Source organism: Kitasatospora sp. NPDC057940, from assembly GCF_042887425.1.
GTDB lineage: Bacteria > Actinomycetota > Actinomycetes > Streptomycetales > Streptomycetaceae > Kitasatospora.
The window spans coordinates 1-20,845 of sequence record NZ_JBHVPH010000021.1; the positions used below are offsets into that span (position 1 = coordinate 1).

Annotated in this window: 20 protein-coding genes; 5 read left to right on the top strand and 15 right to left on the bottom strand. The window is 72.4% G+C overall.

Features of this window, described 5'->3' with window-relative positions:
- Positions 1–442 precede the first annotated feature (442 nt).
- Positions 443–973, top strand: a complete 531-nt coding sequence (locus ACFVTF_RS27070; protein WP_387817050.1) for an EF-hand domain-containing protein — start codon at positions 443–445, stop codon at positions 971–973.
- Between the two features lie 147 nt (positions 974–1,120).
- Here the strand turns inward: ACFVTF_RS27070 and ACFVTF_RS27075 are convergent, their stop codons facing one another.
- The 4 genes from ACFVTF_RS27075 to ACFVTF_RS27090 all read right to left on the bottom strand — a co-directional run bounded on the left by ACFVTF_RS27075 (position 1,121) and on the right by ACFVTF_RS27090 (position 4,415).
- On the bottom strand, positions 1,121–2,131 hold the full coding sequence (locus ACFVTF_RS27075) for a zinc-binding alcohol dehydrogenase family protein (protein WP_387817144.1): 1,011 nt from the start codon (positions 2,129–2,131) through the stop codon (positions 1,121–1,123).
- Positions 2,132–2,218: 87 nt separating this feature from the next.
- Entirely contained in the window at positions 2,219–3,019 is an 801-nt protein-coding gene (locus tag ACFVTF_RS27080) for a glycine betaine ABC transporter substrate-binding protein (protein WP_387817051.1), read from the bottom strand.
- Positions 3,016–4,002: an alpha/beta hydrolase gene (locus tag ACFVTF_RS27085; RefSeq protein WP_387817052.1), complete on the bottom strand. Its 987-nt coding sequence runs from the start codon at positions 4,000–4,002 to the stop codon at positions 3,016–3,018. The genes ACFVTF_RS27080 and ACFVTF_RS27085 overlap by 4 nt, the downstream gene beginning before the upstream one ends.
- 68 nt (positions 4,003–4,070) lie before the next feature.
- The gene (locus tag ACFVTF_RS27090) at positions 4,071–4,415 is read right to left on the bottom strand and encodes a YciI family protein (RefSeq protein WP_387817053.1); all 345 of its coding nucleotides are present in this window, start codon (positions 4,413–4,415) and stop codon (positions 4,071–4,073) included.
- 144 nt (positions 4,416–4,559) lie between these two features.
- Here ACFVTF_RS27090 and ACFVTF_RS27095 point away from each other — a divergent pair, with 144 nt between their 5' ends.
- Complete coding sequence (locus ACFVTF_RS27095; RefSeq protein WP_387817054.1) at positions 4,560–5,507, top strand: LysR family transcriptional regulator; 948 nt, start codon at positions 4,560–4,562, stop codon at positions 5,505–5,507.
- Between the two features lie 260 nt (positions 5,508–5,767).
- On the opposite strand, the gene ACFVTF_RS27100 is transcribed toward ACFVTF_RS27095, so the two are convergent.
- The 5 genes from ACFVTF_RS27100 to ACFVTF_RS27120 all read right to left on the bottom strand — a co-directional run bounded on the left by ACFVTF_RS27100 (position 5,768) and on the right by ACFVTF_RS27120 (position 13,128).
- Complete coding sequence (locus ACFVTF_RS27100) at positions 5,768–6,112, bottom strand: tRNA-binding protein (protein WP_331744710.1); 345 nt, start codon at positions 6,110–6,112, stop codon at positions 5,768–5,770.
- On the bottom strand, positions 6,112–7,014 hold the full coding sequence (locus tag ACFVTF_RS27105) for a 2OG-Fe dioxygenase family protein (RefSeq protein WP_387817055.1): 903 nt from the start codon (positions 7,012–7,014) through the stop codon (positions 6,112–6,114). The genes ACFVTF_RS27100 and ACFVTF_RS27105 overlap by 1 nt, the downstream gene beginning before the upstream one ends.
- 368 nt (positions 7,015–7,382) lie before the next feature.
- Positions 7,383–8,546, bottom strand: coding sequence for a lactate 2-monooxygenase (locus ACFVTF_RS27110; protein ID WP_387817056.1), 1,164 nt, complete (start codon positions 8,544–8,546; stop codon positions 7,383–7,385).
- Between the two features lie 367 nt (positions 8,547–8,913).
- Complete coding sequence (locus ACFVTF_RS27115) at positions 8,914–12,183, bottom strand: BTAD domain-containing putative transcriptional regulator (protein ID WP_387817057.1); 3,270 nt, start codon at positions 12,181–12,183, stop codon at positions 8,914–8,916.
- A gap of 9 nt (positions 12,184–12,192) precedes the next feature.
- A complete protein-coding gene (locus ACFVTF_RS27120) occupies positions 12,193–13,128 on the bottom strand; it encodes a DUF4184 family protein (RefSeq protein WP_387817058.1) in 936 nt (311 codons plus the stop codon).
- A 266-nt stretch (positions 13,129–13,394) separates the two neighbouring features.
- Here ACFVTF_RS27120 and ACFVTF_RS27125 point away from each other — a divergent pair, with 266 nt between their 5' ends.
- Positions 13,395–14,519, top strand: coding sequence for an RICIN domain-containing protein (locus tag ACFVTF_RS27125; protein ID WP_387817059.1), 1,125 nt, complete (start codon positions 13,395–13,397; stop codon positions 14,517–14,519).
- A gap of 279 nt (positions 14,520–14,798) precedes the next feature.
- On the opposite strand, the gene ACFVTF_RS27130 is transcribed toward ACFVTF_RS27125, so the two are convergent.
- Together ACFVTF_RS27130 and ACFVTF_RS27135 are read right to left on the bottom strand one after the other, a co-directional pair.
- Positions 14,799–15,701 (bottom strand): hypothetical protein, encoded by a 903-nt coding sequence (locus ACFVTF_RS27130; protein WP_387817060.1) that lies wholly within the window; start codon positions 15,699–15,701, stop codon positions 14,799–14,801.
- Entirely contained in the window at positions 15,698–16,039 is a 342-nt protein-coding gene (locus ACFVTF_RS27135; RefSeq protein WP_063352404.1) for a PadR family transcriptional regulator, read from the bottom strand. The genes ACFVTF_RS27130 and ACFVTF_RS27135 overlap by 4 nt, the downstream gene beginning before the upstream one ends.
- Before the next feature lie 170 nt (positions 16,040–16,209).
- Here ACFVTF_RS27135 and ACFVTF_RS27140 point away from each other — a divergent pair, with 170 nt between their 5' ends.
- Positions 16,210–16,341 (top strand): hypothetical protein, encoded by a 132-nt coding sequence (locus ACFVTF_RS27140; protein ID WP_387817061.1) that lies wholly within the window; start codon positions 16,210–16,212, stop codon positions 16,339–16,341.
- 100 nt (positions 16,342–16,441) lie between these two features.
- Here ACFVTF_RS27140 and ACFVTF_RS27145 read toward each other — a convergent pair whose 3' ends face one another.
- Both ACFVTF_RS27145 and ACFVTF_RS27150 read right to left on the bottom strand, forming a co-directional pair.
- A complete protein-coding gene (locus ACFVTF_RS27145) occupies positions 16,442–17,005 on the bottom strand; it encodes a peptide deformylase (RefSeq protein WP_387817062.1) in 564 nt (187 codons plus the stop codon).
- Positions 17,006–17,348: 343 nt separating this feature from the next.
- The gene (locus ACFVTF_RS27150; RefSeq protein WP_387817145.1) at positions 17,349–17,870 is read right to left on the bottom strand and encodes a TetR/AcrR family transcriptional regulator; all 522 of its coding nucleotides are present in this window, start codon (positions 17,868–17,870) and stop codon (positions 17,349–17,351) included.
- A gap of 293 nt (positions 17,871–18,163) precedes the next feature.
- Here ACFVTF_RS27150 and ACFVTF_RS27155 point away from each other — a divergent pair, with 293 nt between their 5' ends.
- Positions 18,164–19,129 carry an alpha/beta hydrolase family protein gene (locus ACFVTF_RS27155; RefSeq protein ID WP_387817063.1) on the top strand — a complete coding sequence of 322 codons (966 nt, stop codon included), beginning with the start codon at positions 18,164–18,166 and terminating at the stop codon, positions 19,127–19,129.
- Between the two features lie 85 nt (positions 19,130–19,214).
- Here ACFVTF_RS27155 and ACFVTF_RS27160 read toward each other — a convergent pair whose 3' ends face one another.
- The gene (locus ACFVTF_RS27160) at positions 19,215–19,925 is read right to left on the bottom strand and encodes a hypothetical protein (protein WP_387817064.1); all 711 of its coding nucleotides are present in this window, start codon (positions 19,923–19,925) and stop codon (positions 19,215–19,217) included.
- Positions 19,926–20,096: 171 nt separating this feature from the next.
- A complete protein-coding gene (locus ACFVTF_RS27165) occupies positions 20,097–20,774 on the bottom strand; it encodes a hypothetical protein (RefSeq protein WP_387817065.1) in 678 nt (225 codons plus the stop codon).
- Positions 20,775–20,845 lie beyond the last annotated feature (71 nt).

The window sequence follows — 20,845 nt, forward strand, 5'->3', positions numbered from 1 at the left end:
CCGTCCGACGTTTCAAACTCTAGCCGATCCCCGCTCCGAAAAGCGAATCGGCCGCAATCCAATAAAACGAACACGCCGAATAAGAACCAAGCCGCGACAGGACGCGACCCAGCCCGAACCAGGCCATGGCATTTCAAAAGGATTGGCCGCCCCGGGACCGTCCGCGCCGATGCGTGTCCGGTGCTCCCTGCCGAGCGACTAGGGAACACTACCCCCACTCGGCACCCGAAACAAACGCCCGGCCCGGGGCAGCGCAGAAGCGCCCTGCCTGTCCGTCACCAAGCTCGCCCTCGGCGAACGCGCCCTCGCCGCACCGGGGTCAGGACGTGCGGCGCCCCCTCGGAGTGGCGGCGGAGCGTCAGGCGCGCCTGGCCGGTGACCGGACGCCCGGCCGATAGCGTGCCCCGAGTAATTCGACCTTCGGTGAACGGATGGTGACGGAATGTCAGACGCGGCGAAGCGGCGCATCTTCACGATGCTGGACACTGATGGCGACGGCGTGATCACCCACGGCGAGTACCTTGCCCGGGTCGACCGGGCGGCCTCGGCCTGCGGACGCGGCCCGAAGGACCCTCTGGTCACGGCGGCCCGCGCGGCCCACCAGGAGGTCTTCCGACAGATGGACGGTGACGGCGACGGCGGCGTCACCTTCGAGGAGTACCGTTCCTGGGCCGGCCACGAGGCCTTCGAGGAGTCCTGCCGTCCCGCCCTCGGATCGCTGTTCGACCTCGCCGACTCCGACAACGACGGCCGCCTGACCCGTCGGGAGTTCACCCGGCTGCGCGCGGCGACCGGCAATACCGCCGACGGCGCCACCGCCGCGTTCGGCGCCCTGGACACCGACGGCGACGGCACCGTCGACCGCGCCACCTACCTGGCCGCGATCCACGACTTCCTCACCACCGGCTCCTCCCCCATGGCCGACGCCTACCCTGACGGCCACCCGGACCCACGGGAACTGTCCGCCCGCTGACCGGACCCACGTGCCACGACGCCACAAGCGGCACACACCGGCACGGCATCGATGCCTGCCCCGCGAGCAGGACGGCCCGGGCCCGGAGGCTCGGGCCGGGGAGCACGGGTGAGCGGCGGTGGGCGTGGGTGAGCGGCAGGGGGCGGGTCAGAAGCCGGTGAGGGTGATCTTGCCGATGGTCGTGCCGGATTCCTGGATGCGGTGGGCCTGGCGGAGGTTGGCGGCGTTGATCGGGCCGAGGTCCCGGGTGGCGGTGGTGGTCAGGTGGCCGACGTCGACCAGCCGGGCGACCTGGGTGAGGATGTGGTGCTGGGCGGACTGGTCGGCGGTGTGGAACATCGAGCGGGTGTACATGAACTCCCAGTGGAACGAGATGCTCTTCGCCTTGAGCAGGCCGATCGGCAGCGTGTCGAAGTCGTCGATGGCGACGATCCGGCCGAAGGGGTTGAGCGCCTCGGCGTAGACGTCGAGGTTGCGGTCGGTGCCGGTGGTGCTGAAGACGTAGTCCAGGCCGCCTGGCGCCACCTCGGCGAGTTGCGGGGCCAGCGGCCGGCGGTGGTCGATGACGTGGTCGACGCCCATCGTGCGGGCGAAGGCGGCCGTCTCCGGGCGGGAGGCGGTGCCCACCACGGTCAGACTGGTCAGGGCACGGGCGAGTTGGGCCACCATGGAGCCGACGCCGCCTGCGGCGGCGGTCACCAGCAGCGTCCCGGTCTGCTCCAGGGCTCCGGTCCGCAGGCCCAGCCGTTCGAACAGGCCCTCCCAGGCGGTGAGGGAGGTCAGCGGCAACGCCGCTGCCTCGGCGAAGCTGAGCGTGGCCGGCTTGCGGCCCACCAGTCGCTCGTCCACGGCGTGGAACCGGGCGTTCGCGCCGGGCCGGTCCAACGCCCCCGCGTAGTAGACGTGGTCACCGACCGCGAAGAGCTCGACCTCCGCGCCGACCGCGACCACGGTGCCCGCCGCGTCCCAGCCGAGCACCCTGGGCTCCGGCCCCGGGTGGGCGTTCTGGCGGATCTTGTAGTCCACCGGGTTGACCGCGACGGCCTCGACCCGGACGAGCAGGTCGCGCGGCCCCGGCCGGGGCACCGGCAGTTCGAGGTCCAGCAGGCTCTGGGGGTCGTCGACGGGCAGGTTCTCGCGGTAGCCGACCGCGCGCATGGTCGTGGCCTGGTTGTCGTTCATGGTGTTCTCCTCATCGAGGCGGGGCGGGAGGGGCAGAGCGGGGCTGCTGGACGCGGCGCCGGGTCAGGGGAGCAGCTCCGGGCGGCTCGCCAGGTAGCGGTCGGCGGCCTGCAACGGGGTGAGGCCGTCCGCGTTGATCATGGTGTCGAGTTCCTCGACGCCGTCGTTTCCGAGGCGCAGCGCGTCGAGGCGGGTCAGTGCGTCGGGGTGGACGCGGTCGAGCACCTCGCGGCGTACGACGGGGCCGGCCGCGTCGACGGTACCCAGCAGCCCCTTGGGCTCGGCGATGGCGCGCAGGCCGTGGAGGCGGTTGAGGTACTGCGGGCGCCAGAGCGGGATGACGAACCACTCGCGGTCGGCGATCCCCCGTTCGACGCGGGCGGTGAAGCCCGGTTCGTTGCCCGGGGTGAAGGTGTAGCCGGCCCGGTCGAGGCCGTAGGCGGTCACCATCCGGGCGGAGAAGCGGCTGATGCCGGCGCCGGGGTTGATGCCGTCGATGCCGCGGGTCATCCGCGCGGCCACCTCGGGGCGGACGAGGTCGGCGACCTCGCCGACGGCTTCGAGGGGGACGTAGGGCGGCACGGCCCAGAGGCAGTACGGCTCGTAGTGCGGGGCGAGCAGGCGCACCTCGTCGCGGTACCCGGCGAGGTAGCCGTCGTGGCTGGAGGGCAGCCAGGCGGAGACGAGTACGTCCACCTGGCCGGCCGCCTGGAGCTGGAAGAGCTGTTCGTGCGGTGCCTCGATGCTGTTGACCCGGTGCCCGTGGGCCTGGAGGACACGGCGGGTGACGGCCGCGACGGCGCGGTGGAAGGACAGCGCGATGTTGCCCACGGTCAGCGCGGGCGCGGGATCGGGGGTGGTCATGGGGACTCCTGTCGCGGGTGGAGGGCGTCGTGCAGGAACGCCGTGATCTGGGCCGTGGCAGCCCGGGCGGCCGGGGTCTCGCGCAGGGCGTCCAGGACGACGAAGGCGTGCACGGTGCCCAGGTACCGCGCTGCGGTCACGGGCACGCCGGCGACGCGCAGCGCGGCGGCGTAGGCCTCGCCCTCGTCGCGCAGCACGTCGGCTTCGGCGGTGATGACCAGCGTGGGCGGCAGTGCGGCGAGCTGTCGCGGCCGGGCGCGCAGCGGGACGGCGCCCGGATCGCTCCGCTGGTCCGGATCGGGCAGGTACTGCTGCCAGAGCCAGCGCAGGTGGTCCGCGCTCTGGAGGTACCCCCGGGTGAACTGCCGGTAGGAGGGTGTGTCGAAGTCCGTCGACAGCGGCGGGTAGAGGAGGACCTGGCAGACGAAGGAGAACTCGTCCTGCTCGGTCGCCGCCAGGGCCAGGGCGGCGGCCAGGTTTCCGCCGGCGCTGTCGCCGAGTACGGCCATCCGGTCCGGGTCCAGCCCCGCCGTCGTGCCCTGCCGGGCGATCCAGGCGGCGACGGTACGGGCCTGGCGCAGGGCGGTGGGGTAGGGAGCCTCCGGCGCCAGGTCGTAGTCGACGAAGACCACGGCCGCCCCGACGCCCACCGCGAGTTCGCGCAGCAGCCGGTCGTGGGTGGTGGCGCTGCCCGCGATCCAGCCTCCGCCGTGCAGGTGCAGGACCACCGGCAGGGGCCCGGCTGCCGGTACGGGCGGTCGGACGATGCGCACCCGTACCGGGCCGGTGGGGCCGCCCGGCACGGTCAGGTCCTCGATGCGGGCCTCGGGCCGCGGGGCGGGGCCGGACTGTGCCCGCTCCAGTGCGGCGCGGATCTCGGCCAGGGGCAGGAGGCGCGAGTCGGGGCCGGCCGCAGCCTGGTCGGCGAGCGCCTGTGCGGCCGGGTCGAGGACCGGCGGCGGCAGGTGGGGATGGTCGGACATGGTGGGCACTCCGGGCGCGAGGGTGCGGGGCCGGGCCCGGGCGGTGGGCCCGGCCCCACGGTGTCGGATCAGCCCTGCGGCAGCTGCAGGGGGATGAGCGGCATGATCGACTCGGTCTCGACGAGACCGGCCGCGACCGCGGGCAGCGTCGCCAGGATCTCGCGGGCGGCGTCGACGGTCGCGGCGTCCACGATCAGCGCGGCGCCCGGCACGTCGGTGCGGTGGTAGCCGTGCACGATGACCCCCTGGTCGACGAGCTCCTTGGCGCGGGCCAGCTCGGCGTCGATGACCTTCGCGAAGTCTTCCTCGGTGGCGTGCGGCGCGGCGGCGAAGGTGGCGAGCACGGTGGTCTTGGGCTGCTCGGACTGCTCGGACTGAACGGGCTGGTCGGGCTGGTCGGAGAGGTCGGACATGGTGGTGACTCCTTGGGGGGTTCCACGAGGGAGAGATGAGGCGGCCGGGTCCGCGGGCCCCGCCGCGGGGCATGTCCTCATCCTGCGGAACCCGGCACCCATCAGTCCAAGGAATCGTTTCTATCGGACCCATATGCTGAGCGCATGGCAACACTCCGACAGCTCGAATACCTCACGGCCATCGTCGACGAGGGTTCCTTCACCCGCGCCGCCGAGCGCCTGCGCATCACCCAGCCCGGTCTGTCCCACCAGTTCCAGGCGCTGGAGCGGGAGGTCGGCGGTCCGCTGCTGGAGCGCCTGCCGCGCGCGGTGCGCCTGACCCCGGCCGGGCGCGCGATGCTCCCCCACGCCCGCGCCGCCCTCGCCGACGCCGAGCGCGCCACCACCGCCGCCCGCCGGGCCACCGGGGCGGCCACCGGCGAACTCCACCTCGCCACGCTCTACTCGATCAGCTTCGGCGTGCTCCCCGCCGCGCTCGGCATCTGGCGGCAGCGGCACCCGGGCGTCCGCGTCCGGCTCTTCGAACACCGGCGCGCCGACGACCTCACCGACGCCATGGCGGCCGGCCAGGCCGACGTCGCCCTGGGACCGCCGCCGACCGACTGGGAGGGGCCCGTCCGGTACGTGGGCACCGAGGAGTTCCTGGTCGTCACCCACACCGACGATCCGATCGCCTCCGCCGGCCGGGCGCCCCGGATCCGCCTGGCCGACCTCGCGGACCGCGAGTGGGTGCACTTCACCCCGGACAGCGGGCTCGCCGACATCCTCGACCAGGCCTGCGCCGCCGCCGGATTCCACCCGAGGACCGCGGTCCGCACCGAACAGGCCCCGGCCGCCGCCAACTACGCCGCCGCGGGCCTCGGCCCCACCCTCGTCCCGGCCAACACCGTCCCCCCGCACTTCGCCGGCGCACTCCTGCGCCCCGACCCCCCGGTCAGCCGCCGACTCACCGCCTACACCCGCACCGGCCCCGACCCCCTCGCCGCCGCCTTCCTGGACGTCCTCAGCGACCGAGCGCTCCTGATGCCCCCTCACATCCGCCGACGACTGCGCCTGCCCGACCGGGCGGCCCGGCCCGCCGAGGGAGCCTGACGACCCGGCCCGGGCTCCGCGGCCACGGCGTCGGCTCCGCCCTCATGCAGGAGCTGCGAAGGATCGCCCGGGACGAGCTGGATCCCGAACAACGGACGGAGTCCTGAACGACCAGTGCGCACCCCGGCGGGCCGGGGTGCGCAGGAAGAGGTTCCCCACCCTCCACGAACGCGACCGAGTCAGTCGGTCGGGAGGCCCGGGGGAATCTCACCCCCGGGCTCCCACAGAGTGAAGTCCGGCCGGTCGCCTGCCGGTTCGCGTCAGAGCAGCCGTGCTCCCGGCTTGACCTCCCGGTCCGGGGCGATCAGGACCACGTCGCCGCCGCCCTCGCCCGGCACGCCGAGGACGAGGACCTCGGACATGAAGTCCGCGACCTGCCGGGGCGGGAGGTTCACCACGGCCATCACCAGGCGGCCTTCGAGGTCGTCGAGCGCGTACAGATCGGTGATCTGGGCGCTGGACTTCCGGACGCCCAGATCGCCGAAATCGATCCACAGCTTGTACGCGGGTCGGCGGGCGCGCGGGAACGCCTCGGCGCGGACGATCCGGCCCGCACGGATGTCGACGTTCAGGAAGTCGGTGATCGTGATGTCGTCCGCCGTCATCACACCATCACCGAGGGAAGCAGCCCGACCGACATCGGCAGGGCGGAGTGGCAGGCGAGGGAGTCGTGCGTGTGGGAGATGTGACCCTCCATGGCAGGCTTCCGCGTGAAGAAGATGAGCATATCCCTGGTGGAGGTCCGCTGCGGGTCGGCGGCGACCACCGGGGAGAGGCTGTGCTTCCGCTCGTGGTCGACGACCAGCATGGTGTCGAGGAAGTGGCGGTGCTGGTACTGGCCCACGACGAGCTCCGGCTCGACCTCGTCCCAGCGGACCGCGTTGATCTGCTGCATGTCGTGGAGGAAGGTGATCGCGCTGTCGGCGGTCATGTTCTCGCTGCCGAGCAGGGTGGTCATGGTGTGGTCCACGCCGTCGCTGTGCACCCCTTCGAGGGCGGGCTCGCCGACGAGTTCGGGCGTGGTGACGGTCCGCAGGTTGAACAGGGTGCACACCCAGCCGGGGTAGTCGTAGTCGAGCTTCGGGCGGTGCGCGATCTCCACGTCCTGGACCATGAACGCCTTGAACAGGAGCAGCCCCTGGAAGGCCCGGTTCAGCTGGAGGTCGTCGCCGACCTCCGCGAACTCGCGCTTCTGTCCGGAGTCGTGGCGTACGAAGTCCTCGTCGGCCGAGAGCGCGAACGGCTGGAATTCGCCCCGGTCGATCGTCCCGTTCTTCACGTCGAAGTGGAAGCGGCCGTTCTTCGACTGGCGGAAGGGGAGGGTGGGGTCGTCCGGCAGGTCGTCGCTCACCCGCTGGAGCTGGGCCAGGTCGGCATCGGTGGCGCCGAGCCCCTTCAGTAAGCCGGCCATGCGCTCTCCAGGGACGAAAGCCGAACGCTGCTCGACGTACTCCTTCTTGATCCGGGTCAACTCGGATATGACCTGGTCGAGTTCGTTGGTGTTCATAGAATGAATACTCCGTTCCGGTTAAGGGGACGACTCCCCGCGGGATCTCTCGTGTCATCGGCGACGTCCGCCCCGGGGCGGAACCGATCGCCTCCGACGAGAAACCTACGAGCAGCTGATCAATGATCAGTCAACGATGGATCTACGTGCGCGTCATGGCTGATTCAAGGTCTTGACGGCTCCACGAGCCCGCAGATCACGGTCTTATGACGGCCAGTCATACACAGGAACTCCCGACGGTCAAAGCCGACCACAGAGATCCGGTCAGGACCGCTTTCACCACAACCGGGTTCAAGTGGTTCGGGGAAGTACGGACCGCGTCGCCACCGAATACGTGTGGTGAATTCGGCCGTCGACCGTCGACCGCCTCAGAGGCGCACCAGCGCCTCGCGGGTCAGGTCGGCCAGGGTCGGGTAGCCGTCGACCGCCATGAGCAGGTCGGCCTCCGCCAGCAGTGAGCGCAGCACGTGCACGACGCCGTCCTCGCCGCCGAGCGCCAGCCCGTACGCGTACGGGCGGCCGACGCCGACCGCGGTGGCGCCGAGGGCGAGCGCCTTGACCACGTCGGCGCCGCTGCGCACCCCGGAGTCGAAGAGCACCGGCAGAGCGCCCGCCGCCTCGACCACGGCGGGCAGCGCGTCCAGGGCGGGCAGGCCTCCGTTGGCCTGGCGGCCGCCGTGGTTGGAGCAGTAGAGGCCGTCGACGCCGCCGTCCCGGGCCCGGCGGACGTCCTCGGGGTGACAGACGCCCTTGAGGATGATCGGCAGGTCGGTGAGCGAGCGCAGCCACGGCAGGTCGTCCCAGGTCAGCGGGTTGCCGAAGACACCGGCCCACTCCAGGATCGCCGCGCCCGGATCCTCCTCGGGGGCCTTGGCCAGACGGGCCCGGAAGACCGGGTCGGTGAAGTAGTTCGCCAGGCAGTGGCCGCGCAGCTGGGGGAAGTTGGAGGTGGCGAGGTCGCGCGGGCGCCAGCCGGTGATCCAGGTGTCCAGGGTGACCACGATGCCCCGGAAACCGGCCGCCTCCGCGCGGTGCACCAGGCTGGCGGCGAGGTCGCGGTCGGTCGGGGTGTAGAGCTGGAAGAAGCCTGGCGTGTCGCCGAACTCGGCCGCGACCTGCTCCAGCGGGTCGACGGTGAGGGTGGAGGCCACCATCGGCACGCCGGTGCGGGCGGCGGCCCTGGCGACGGCGAGGTCTCCGTGGCCGTCCTGGGCGCAGAGGCCGATCACACCGACGGGTGCCAGGAACAGCGGCGAGGGCAGGGTGTGGCCGAACAGGTCGACGGTCAGGTCGCGGCGGGCCGCGCCGACCATCATCCGGGGGTAGAGGCCCCATCGCTCGAAGGCCCGGACGTTGGCGCGCTGGGTGTGCTCGTCCCCCGCGCCGCCGGCCACGTACGACCAGATCGACGGCGGGAGGGCGGCCTGCGCCCCGGCCTCCAGCCCGGCGTACGTCATCGGCAGGGCGGGCTGCACGCCGCGCAGGCCGTCGAAGTAGATCTCGTTCTGGTAGTCCCCGAACTGCTGGGCCATGGTTCCCAACCTCCTGTTGGTGTGTGCGGTGTGGTGCGGTGCGGCGTGGTGTCCGTGTGCGGGGGTGACCGGAGTGACGGGAGTGACGGTTGCGTTGATCTGATGTCTACCGGCCCCTGCGAGCGTTCGGACGTCTTGCCGTAGGTACGTAGGGAGAGTCATCCGTGTTTCGAACGATTGTTGTCCGTACGGCTGTTGCCGGTGCGGCCGTGCTGGTGCCGGTGGTGGGCGCTGTTGCCGTGGGCGCGGGGGCCCCCGTGCGGCAGAGCTCGCCGACCGAGCCGTCGGCGCAGGCCTGCGACGGCTCGGCCGGCGTGCACTGCCTCTCGGGGCATGTCACCTGGAACGGCACCGGTCTCGTCATTCGCTACCGGGGGTGAGGAGTCCGGTCGGCGGTCGCCAGAGCGGCCAGCATCGACGTCACGGCGGCGGCCTCCGGGGCGCTGAGGCGGCTGAGCAGTAGACGCGCCTTCGCTTCCTGATGCCGGGCGGCGTGGTGGTCACCGCGGGCCGTCATCGCATGGGCCAACACCAGGTGGGCGAGAGCGCGTTCGCGCTGTCGCCCACCTGCTTCTGCGAGGTCCAGGGCCCGCTCCGCCTGCTGAACGGCCTCGTCGAGCCGTCCGAGCAGGCGCAGGACGTCGGCCAGGCGGCTTCGGGCGGCCGACTCGCGGTCGAGGTCGCCGGTGACGCCCGCGCAGCAGATGCAGGACCGCAGTTGCACCGCGGCGTCGTCGAGTCGGCCCAGCTCCTGGTAGGCGAGGCCGAGGACGTAGTGCACGTACGCGGTCATCGCGACGTCGGCGGTCCCCCCGGGCTCGGCGAGGATCCGCTGACAGGTCTGCACCGCCGTGGCCACGCGACCGGTGCGGATGCGGGACAGGGCCGCGTTCGCGGTGCTCGCCACCTCGCCGGACCGGTGGCCGAGCTGCCGGGCGAGCGCCACCGCCTCGTCGAAGGCGGCGATCGCCTCCTCGTGCCGGCCCTCGGCCTGGGCGATGAGGCCCAGGTCGTTGAGGGCTTGCCGGAGAACGGCCGGGTCCTCCGCCTCCCGGCAGGCTTCGGCCGCCTGCCGGGCCTCGGCGCCGGCCTCGCCGAGCCGGGCCCGGGCCAGCAGGACCGTGCCGAGGAGGAACCGCGACCGGCCCTCCGCGCAACGGTCGCCGGCCGCGACGGCGGCGGCGATCAGCGTGCGGACGGCGTCCTCCGCCCGGCCGCCCACGGCGCCGAGGCCGAGCGGGCTGAGGGCGATCAGCAGGTTGACGGCCGCCCGCAGGTCGGTCATCGCCGAGGGCCTGCCGTCGGCGAGGGCGCGCAGGGTGTCCGTCGCGACGGCGGCGGCGAGCGCCACGGCGCCGGGTGTCTCGGTCCGGGCCCAGCGGCGGGCGTCCGCCAGATCCGCGAAGACCGGGGAGTGGCCGGCGCGGGAGACCGGGGAGCGGCCAGGACGGGTGGCCGGGGAGCGGTCAGGAGGGGTGGCCGGCTGCTGGAGCGGCTCGCCGAAGACGTCGGCGACCGGGTCGCCGGGTACGGCGAGGGTGAAGGCCGTACGGGCGCGGCCGAGCAGATGGGTCAGCAGCCGCTGCTGGGCGCCGGCCCGTTCGTGGTCGCCGGTCCGCAGCGACGCCCGGCGGCCGAAGGCGCGCACCAGGTCGTGGTAGCGGTAGCGCCCGGCACCCGTCGACTCCAGCAGCGCCTGGTCCACCAGCGACTCCGCGAGCCGCTCCGCCTGGTACTCCGCCAGGCCCAGGACTGCGGCTGCCGACGCCAGACCGAGGTCGGGCTCCGCCCAGGAGAGCATCCGGAACACCGTGGCCAGAGAGGGCGGGAGCAGCCGGTAGCTGAGCTCGAAGACCTGCTCGATCGCCAGGTCGCCGATGCGCAGGGCGTCGATGCCCTCGCGGTCGTCGGCCAGGCTCCGGACGAGCTCACCGATCGGCTGGTCCGGGGTGGCGGCGAGCCGGGCCGCGGCGATCCGTACGGCCAGGGGGAGCCGGCCGCAGGCATCGACCAGCATCCTGGCCTGGGGGCCCTGTCCGGACCGGCGTGCCGCGCCGATGACCGAGTCGAGCAGGCCGATCGCCTCGGGCTCGCTGAACACGTCCAGCGCGACGTGCAGGACCGACGGCACGCTGGTGAGCACCGTGCGGCTGGTGACGATGACGGCGCAGTCCGACGAGCCGGGCAGCAACGGCTGGATCTGGGCCTCGTCGCGCGCGTTGTCCAGGAGGATGAGCAGCCGCCGTCCCGCGCTGGCGGTCCGGAACAGCGCCGACCTGCTTTCGAGGTCCTTGGGCACGACTGCCGCCCGGACGCCCAGCGTCGTCAGGAAGTCCGCCAGGATGTCGGACGCGTTCGCGGGCACCAGGTCGGCGCCGCGCAGGTCCGCGTACAGCCGGCCGTCGGGGAAGTCCGGGCGCACGGTGTGGGCGGCTCGCACCGCGAGGGTCGTCTTCCCCACCCCGGCCATCCCGGTCACGGTCACCAGTCGCAGTGCGGGACTGGTCCGTCCGGTCGGTGCTTGCCCGGTCGGTGCTTGCCCGGTCAGCGCTCGTCCGGTCAGCGCTCGTCCGATTCCGGCGATGTGGTCCTGCCGTCCGATGAACTGCGATACCACCGGGGGGAGTTGGTCCAGGGCCTCACTGTCGGCCGCCTCGCCTGCGCCGCGCTCGACATCTCGGTCGATGTCTCCGTCGGCGACTCGGCCGACGTCTCGGTCGACGTCTCGGTCGGCCCTGCGGTCTGCCGGCGCGGGCGACAACGGTACGTCCGGGCGTAAGTCCGGACCGGGTGCGGCGGCCCTCGATCGCATCGCGGCATCCACACCGAGATCGTGACACAACTCCGTGAGCGCGGGCGCCGGTTCGATCCCCAGCTGCTCCGCCAGCCGTAATCGAAGCGCGTCGTAGACCGCGCGCGCCTCGGACCTGCGCCCCTGCCGGCACAGCGCGCGGATGAGCAGTTCCTGGAGGCGCTCGTGGAGCGGGTGGTCACCGGCCAGCTGCTCCAGCTCCGGCAGGTAGCCGGAGGGGGCGTCGAGTGCGGTGTCGCGGGCCGCGCCGAGCCCCGCGCCGCGAGATACGTCGAGGGACGTGTCGAGGGCCACGTCGAGGGCGAGGCGCTCCTCCAGGAGTGTGAGGCGCAGCCTCGAAAGCCGTTCCCGCTCGCGGCACATGAGCGGCCCCGGCAGGCCGGCGAGCGGCTCCCCGCGCCACTGGGCCAGGGCTTCTGACAGTGCGTTCCGGGCGTTCTGCGGCCGCTCGGCGGCACACGTCCCGGCCAGTTCCTGCCAACGTTTGACCCGCCACACGTCCACGCGCTCCGGGTCAACGGCCAGACGGTAGCCGCCCGTCAGGGAGACCAGCACCCTGGGTGCCGTACGCACGGGCTCCAGCAGATTCCGCAGCTGCCACACGTAGGTGCGCAAGGTGGTGTCGGGCGCACCGGGCGGCCGGTCTCCCCACAGGCCGGTGATCAGCTCGTCGACCGTCACGGCCGCGTTCGGGCGCAGCAGCAGGGCGGCCAGTACCGCCCGCTGCTGCGGGCCGCCGAGGTTCAGATCCGTGTCGGAGCGCCGGGCCCGCAGCGCGCCGAGTAACGCGAAGCTCGGCGAGTCCTGATCATCATCTGGACGCACGTGTTCCCCTCATCTGGTCGGCCCGGTACCGATCCGGCCATCGGCCTCTGCGTGGTGTTCCGATTGTCGGTGAACGGCCCCGCGTTCTCCCTGCGAGCCCGGGCATACTGTGTCAACTCTGCCCCTGCGAATGCGGGTTGCCGTGAGGGCGCGCCGAATCCACCACATGAGGACGTACAGGGTCAGGCTGCCGATCAGGCCGGCGCCGGCGCCCTTCGCCGCGTCGGACAGCACCCCTTCGACCACGGCGCTCAGCGGCAGCCCGTCGGTCGCCGCCTCCGGGCCGGCGTGCCACCACCAGGCGTGGGCGACGGCTCCGACGAGCGAGACCAGGGCCATGGCGAGGAGGACGGGCCGCCGGATTGCGCTGCCAGGCTTCGCTCGGCCCCCACCGGAGAGGAATCGGGCCCGCCTCGGCCACACGTACACCGCGATGGCGGCCAGGCCGCCGATCGTGCTCGCGTGCTGCAACGCCCGCGCCCAGGTGAGGCTGCCCACCAGCGTGGAGTTGAGCCAGGGCGTACGGGCGACCACGAAGCCGTCGAAGTGGGTGAAGGCGTCCCAGACCAGGTGCGTGGCGATACCGATCAGGGCGGACAGCACGATCCACCCGGCTCGCCGCGCCAGCTCGCCGGCAGTGCGCAGCCCCCGCGACGCGGTGACGGGCACCGGCAGCAGCGACGCCAGGGGACGATGGCCGGCGCGGAGCAGTCCCCACAGGGCGAGGGCGTACGGCAGGGCGACGGTGACCGCGCCCTGAGCGCTGTGCGAGGTCGTGGCGTTGACGAAGGGTTCGTACCAGGACTGCGCGCTGACGGGCAGCCCCGTGGTGGTGACGAAGTAGGGCAGGTCCGGTGCGACGGCTCCGGCGACCAGCGCGGCCCGGCTGAAGGGCGATCGCAGCAACGGCAGTACGGCCGCGGGGTGGGCCGGGGTGAACGGCATGAGCATCCTCTCGCACAGACCTCAATAGTCCGTCGAACGGAATGCTACGTCAAACGGACTAATGAGCTCTGGCGGACGCGCCGCGCCGCCCCCACACGGTGAGAGCACGCGCGGACAGGTTGTCCGAAGGAGCCTTCGATGGGTGTCGGAGCGCAGCCTCCTGCCGAGACGCCCACGGTGTGCCGTGCGCCATGGCGCACCCCCACCCGATCAGGTGATCATGTTGTGACGTCATGTCATATTCGACTACCGAAAGGATGTTCACGATGCTGGTCGACTGGCCCACCGAGACCTTCGTCCTGCGCCTGCACCGCATTCCCGGCCTGGTGGCGGGCGCCCCGGCGGGGAGCCCGGAGGGCACCCCCGTGGTGCTCGGGCCGGAGACCGGCGGCGACGGCGAGCAGTGGGTGGCCGAGCGGTTCCGGGTGATCAACCACCGGATCCGGCACGCCGCCACCGGCCTCTACCTGACCGCCGAGGAATCGAGCCGGGGCGCCACGGTCACCCTGCGGCCCAAGTTCCCCGACACCGGCAGCGATTCCTCGTACTGGCGCCAGGCGTGGCGGGCCTTCGTCCAGCGCGACACCGGTCGGCTGATGGCCCTCCACGACTCCTCCAACTGCCTCCTCGGCCTGGCCGACCCAGCCGCCGAGCGGCCGGGCGGGCCGCTGATCCTGGAGAAGGGCGCCGGGGCCGAGGACCGGTCCTGCACCGCCTGGGCGCCCGCGCCCGTCCCGCCGCCTGCGCCCGCCCCCACTCCCGCACCGAAGGCCACCGACCTCCCGGTGGGGACGGGACGGGTCCGAGTACCGGCCCGCCGCTTCGAGAAGCACGTGCGGACCATCGAGCAGATCTTCGATGAGACCAGCTTCCGGGAGGTCCCCGGCGAACTCCTCACCCCGGGCACCCGCATCGAGGCCTTCGACTTCGACCAGTACTCCCAGGGCGACTGGTACCAGGAGGGCCGGGAGGGAAGTCTCGTGACCTTCACGGACAGCTACGACACGGCGGGCGCCGTGCGCAGGGCCTTCCACCGGCTGAAGGGGGAGCCCGCCCGCTACGTGGACTCCGGGGAGGTGGACGTCCACTACGTCCCGCCGAAACTCGTCGCCCGCACCAACTTCCCCGCCGCGCTCTTCGACCGCATCGGCGGCAGCGGCGCCATCTTCCGGACGCCGTACCGGCTGCCCAACGGATACGGCTTCTACAACCAGCCCGAGCGCCGCGAGGGCCTCTACTTCCCCAAGCGCGACGGCGCCGGCACCGTCATCCAGTGGAACAAGACCTGGATCGCGGACAACGACACCACGTCCAAGGTCTTCCTCTGCTTCGACGGCCGCTACTTCATCGACCAGATGGACATCACCTGGGCCGAGGACGGGAAGAGCTGACCCGCTCGCCCGACCCGTACGGCGACCATCCGCTCGACGCACCGCGCATCCCGGCCGACGTCGATCCGACCCGTGGGCCGGACGCCTCGCACCCGACGTCAAGCAGCTCGCAGCCAGGCTGAACGAGGATGCGAAGAGGGCCCAGCCGCTGGTTGCGGCTGGGCCCTCTTGCTGCCTGAAGCATCTGTTCCTGGGCGGAAGGTGAGCCAGCGCCCCAGCCATTCCGAAGAAATCGGCTCCGACATCACCCGATCGAGTTCACCAGCCGCAGCGGGCAATTCAGCGGAGGATGCGGCCGCCTCGCTTCAGACGACCGGCGAGCCCGGCGGCCACCGCGGTGGCCGGCAACGCGGCCGCCAGGCACGCGACGACAGCCGCCTCCCCCCACGCCACCGTGTAGGCCTGGGCGAGCAACGGCGGGGAGGCCAGGGCCATCGCCGCCAGCTCGCGGCCGCCCCACGATCCGCTGGACCAGGTCAGCGCGACACCGGTCGCGGCGAGGACGACCAGCGGCCAGCACCCGTAGTCGGTGCTGACCCACGGCACCCCGTGCGAGGCGATGGCCGCCCGGGGCACGACCACGAGCGCGACCACGGCGGCGGCCGCGCCCGCGCGCCCCGCCGCGACGCCCTCCGTCCGCCGGTCCTGCGGGCAGGCGAGCAGCACGGCCGCCGCCAGGACCATCGCGGCCGGGGTGACCACCGGGTCACCGAACGCCCGCCCGCTGACCACCGCGGCCGCCGCGAAGGAGAGCAGCCCGGCCACCGTGCAGGGCACCCCGAGGCGCCACCGGCCGGTCAGCGCCGCCACCGACCCCGCGACCACGACCAGCGACGAGACGAGCAGCGCGCCCCACGCCCCCGACAGGTCGGTTCCGAGTCGCACCCCCAACGGGACGGGCGAGGACACGACGCCGGCGTACCAGGTCAGCAGGTGCAGGCCGCCGGCGGCGCCCGCGGCGGCCAGCGCGAAGGGGTACGCCAGCGCGAGGACCTTCGCGACGGGAGCGGCCGTGCCCAGCCCCATCCGCATCCTCATCGCGTGCGCCGCCAGACCCGCGCCCTCCCGCAGCCGCGAGCCCAGCGGCTCGCCCGCGGTCATCTCGCGGAAGGTCGCCACGATCTCCCCGCCGTGGGCCCGGCGGTAGGCGGCGGGATAGAGCCGCAGGACGCGCTCGATCATGCGGAGGCCGCCGGCGGCTTCGCGACGGACAGGCGGCGGGTGGCCTCCTTCGCCGCCGCGGCCAGACGCTCGGCCTCCACCGCGAGCCGCTCCCGCCCCGCCGGGGACAGGGTGAAGATCCGCCGGGCCCGGCCGTCGACGATCTCCTCGCGGTCGATGTCGATCAGTCCGTCGGCCAGCAGCCGGTCCAGGGCCCCGTACAGCGCCCCCGTGCGCAGCGCGACCCGGCCACCGGTCATCACCTTGACCTCCTGCGCGATGGCGTATCCGTGCCGGGGCGCGTCGGCGAGGGCCGTCAGCACCATCAGGGTGGGCTCTTGCATCACACGTTCACTCACCTCACGAAGATAGTCACTCCGCCGGACCATCTCAACGCGGCCGGCCATCGCCGTGCGGTGCGCGGCCGTGAGGTGCGTGGTCGTGCAGGTCCGGCGCGAGGTGCGCGAGCCAGGACCGCTGGCGCCACCCGTCGACGTCCCTGTCGTGACCGAGCCGGGAGGAAGCGCCGATGGACGAGAACGTGGTGCTGGGCACGGTGGCCGAAAGGTTCGAGCCGGTCCGTGAGGGGTTCGCTGCGGTCACGGCCGGGGAGGGCCGGCGACCACGCCGCGCAGCCCGTCGCCTGCCAGACGCGGCCTGATGGTCGGCCACCCGCACATGTGCCGGTGCTGCGCCAGATCTACTGGTCTGAGCCAAATCCCGCGCTAGCCACACTGCGTGGAGTGACATACCTCCGGATGTCAGTAGGTCCAGGTCGAACCGGTACCCCGGTACTCCTCGACCGGGATCGGGTGGACGTCGGGGCGCATGCGGTCGATGTAGAGCAGGCCGTCGAGGTGGTCGACCTCGTGGGCGATGAGGCGGGCGAGGCCGAACTCGTAGGTGGCGGTGGTGATGGCGCCGTCGAGGGTGGTGGCGGTGACGTCCATGCGGAGGGGGCGGGTGACCATGCCGCGGACGTCGAAGAAGCTGAGGCAGCCCTCGTACTGTTCGTCGGTCTCGTCGGACACGGCGGTGACCTTCGGGTTGAGCAGGATGATCGGGTCCGCGCCGGCGGTCGGGGGCAGGACGAGGGCGGCGGCGCGGGGGATGCCGATCTGCGGGGCGGCGAGGCCCATCCCCTTGGCGAAGGAGTGGACGCGGCCGATCCGGTCGACGGCGGTGAACAGTTCGTCGATGACGGCCTGGGCTGCGGCGCGTTCGACCGGGAGGTCGAAGGGCTCGGCCGGACGGTTGAGGATGGGGGCGCCCTGTTGGACGACGCCGAGGGACTGCATCTGCTGGCTGGGCCGCACCTCGATCACCTGGTCTCCTTGGTCCGTTGCGGGTTGTCGGCGGTGGCGCGGAAGCGCGCGTGCAGTGGTGGGCCGCCGGTGGCCCAGGCGAAGTGTAGGCGCCCGCCGCCGCCGTGGCGGCTGATCGCGGTGCGCGAGGCCGTTCGAGGCCTCGCCGCAGGATGCCGGGCTCTGGCGCGACGCTCAGGCGGCGTTCGCTCACTCCGCCGCCGACCGCGATCTGGTCGTGGCCGACAACGGCTCACACGATGTGCCGCTCGACCGCCCCGGCGTCGTGATCGGGGCCATCCACGCCATGCCGGCCAAGACGGGCTGAGCCGGGGAGCTCGCGGTTTCGGAGGGCCCTCGCGCGTCAGGACGACGGGGGGCGCTGGAGGCCGTGGAGGAGCAGGTCGACCAGGCGGCGGGGGTCGTAGCGGGGGTCGCCGTCGCGGCCGGCGCAGAGATTGCCGATGCCGCGCATCAGTTCGTAGGCCTGGGTTCCGGGCCTGATCTCGTCGGCCTCGGCCGCGGCGGCGAGCAGTTGGGCGCAGACGGGCACCAGGCGGTCGAGGAAGTAGGCGTGCAGCGCGTCGAAGCCGCTGCCGTCCGACTGCAGCGCGTTGGCGAGTCCGTGTTTGGTGACCAGGAAGTCGACGAAGAGGTCGACCCATTGGCGAAGTGCCGCGAGCGGGGAGTCGGCCTCGGCCAGCAGCGCCGGGCCGGCTTCGGCGCAGGCCTCGACCTGGTGGCGGTAGACGGCGACGACGAGATCCGCGCGGGTCGGGAAGTGGCGGTAGATCGTTCCCGTTCCGACGCCCGCCCTGGCCGCGATCTCGCGGATCGGCGCGTCGACGCCGGAGGAGACGAACACCTCGGCGGCGGCGGCCAGCAGTGTCTGCCGGTTGCGCTGCGCGTCGGCCCGCCTTCCCCTGGTCGGCGCTTCCTCGGGCGGGGTCTCCCCTGGCCGGGTCTGCCCGGACTGGCCCGCAGTGGACACGATGCTCTCCTTCCGACAGCCGTTGGCCGTCGACCACCGACCGTTGACTAAGCGGAACAACGTTCCGTATAGTAAGTGGAACAAGGTTCCGGTTTCAGCATAGCCGAAACCGGACGCTCCCGACCGCCTCGCCCGCCGCCGGCCGCTCAGGCCCGGCCGGGAGAGGCCCCTGAAGGGACATGCGCACCATGAGCGAATCGACGCACCCGGCCGACACCTTCGGCCCGCCCGCCCCCGTCCCCGTCCTCTCCGTCAGTCCGGTCGTCCTGCCGGTGCCCGGCCGGGCCGTGGACCTGGAGGTGCGGGTCTCCGCCCCGCTGACCGGGAGCGACCTGCCGGTCGTCCTCCTCTCCCACGGCCAGGGCCACTCGAACAACCTCTCCTCGCTGAACGGCTACGCCCCCCTCGTCAACTTCTGGGCCGCGCACGGCTTCGCCGTCATCCAGCCCACCCACCTCAGCTCGACGACGCTGGACCTCGCCCCCGACACCCCCGGGGCACCCATGTACTGGCGGTCCCGGGCCGAGGACATGACGCACATCCTCGACCGGCTCGACGCGATCGAGGCCGCCGTCCCCCAGCTCCTCGGACGCCTGGACCACGGCAGGGTCGCCGTCGCCGGGCACTCGATGGGCGGGCACACCGCGAGCCTGCTGCTCGGCGCCCGCCTCACCGACCCCGACGACGGGACAACCGTGCATCTGGTCGAGCCCCGGATCACGGCGGGCGTCCTCCTGGCCGCACCCGGCAGGGGCGGCGACGCCCTCACCCCGCAGGTGGCCGAGAACTACCCCTTCCTCTCGACCCCGGACTTCTCCCGGATGACGACGCCCGCACTCGTGGTCGCCGGGGACAAGGACGCCTCCGCCCACCTGACGGTCCGGGGCCCGGGCTGGCACACCGATCCGTACACCCTCTCCCCCGGCCCCAAGTCGCTGCTCACCCTGTTCGACGCGGAGCACGGGCTCGGCGGGATCTCCGGATACGACGTCGCCGAGACCACGGACGAGAACCCCGCACGGGTCGCGCTGCTCCAACGGCTCACCTGGGCCTACCTGCGCACCGCGCTCCACCCCGGCGACCCCGCCTGGCAGACGGCATGCGACGCGCTGGCGGCCGAAGCCGACCCGCTCGGCCGGGTCGACTCCAAGTAGCACCGGCCGAGCCCGTGCGTCATTCGACGCCGTCACCCCGGTGAGCGCGAGGGCGCGGGTGGTCGACGGCCGACGACCACCCGCGCTACTCCACCGGCGAAACGTGCAGCGCAGGAAGCGTGGGCGCCGGGGCCGGTCGCCCCGTCAACTCGCGGTACTGGCGCACCCGGAACACCCCGGACAGGCTCGCCGTCACCGTCACGGCGACCGCCAGCCACAGGGCCGCGCCCGCCATGGCCAGCACCCCGGAGACCCGGTCGGCCGCCGTGAGGCCCACACCGAAGACCGCCACCGACGGAAAGAAGGACAGCGAGACGGGCAGAGCGATCCAGGTCGAACTGCGCCCACTGTCCCCACCGTGGGCCCGGAACGCCCGCCGGGACGTCCGCATCGCCTCACGGACCCCGACGCCGTCGATCATCATCGCCGGCAGTACCAGGTAGGAGGCCATCGCCCACCAGATCCCGACCAGCAGCAGCGACCCGAAGAAGATCACCACCACACCGACCAGTGCCCACACCACGATCGCCGGCAGCCGCCGCAGCGCCCGCCCGTAGCCGGCCCCGATCCCGACCGGCCGCCCCCGCAACGCGTCGTCCGCCGCGACGATCAGCACCGCGTTGAAGAACGTGGCGAAGACCGCCACGACGAGGATCGCGACCACCACCAGCGCGATGTCCCCCGCAACGGCCCCCGACCACAGCCCCGTCACTCCCAGGGCGAGCGCCCCGACCACACCGGCCAACGCCACCCCGGCGATCCCGGGCAGGAGCAGCAGTGTCTTGTGTGCCCACATCACCCGCGCCGATTCCCTGACCGGACTCTTCATGCTCAACGCCCCCCTGGAGTCGATCCATCGTACGGACGACTACCGCCAAGGGCCCCTCCCCGCCATCCTGGACGCCGATGACGACCAGGATGGCGGCAACCCCTGGTCGTCAACGGCGCAGATCACGGCCAACGACGCTCATCGGACGGCCCGTTGGCCGCGGCGACCGAATTCCGCGCGTCTGGTGCGTCGCCCGGCTTTCGCGGCCATAGCCCGAGTTCTGGCTACCAGATCGGCCAGCACCTCCCTGTCGCAGGCACTGGCCAGGGCGGAAAGGGTTCGCTCCACCGCTTCGACATCCCTGCGGCTCGGCTCCATGCCCATGTGGTCGACGGCGAAGGTCAGCAACTTGCCGTGCCGCACGCCGTCCTCCAGCGAGCGGGCACGGAAGAGCTCGGCCCGCAGGCTCTCGGAGTCCATGCCCTCGCACTCCGCCGCGAGGGCATGGAAGTCGCTCCGCCGCCAACCCACGATGGTCTGGAAGTCGTGCTCACACAAGGTGTCGTCGAAACAGGCCAACAAGAGGGCCGACCGGGCGGTGGACCAGGCAGTCTCCGAGAAGAGGACACGGTCCACCCGCCCAGCCCGCAGTGCTCGGACTGTGCCGACAGCGGGCCGGTGAGGATCGGGGGCCGGAGACGTTTCCGTCCTCCTGACGCGACGGAGCTCGTCGAAGAGGGCTCTGCACGCGTCCACCGAAGGGTCGGCATCCTCAGGCGGGAGACGATGGTGGATGGCGATGAAGAGCGCCCGCTCGACGATGTCCGTCTCGTTCCGGTCGAGAACAACGCCGCCCGGCAGCAGGTCAGCGGTCATTTCTCGCGATGGCTGAGCGGGTTCGGCGGGAAGTGCCGACGAACTGGCGGGCGGAGGAGCATCGCTGCGGG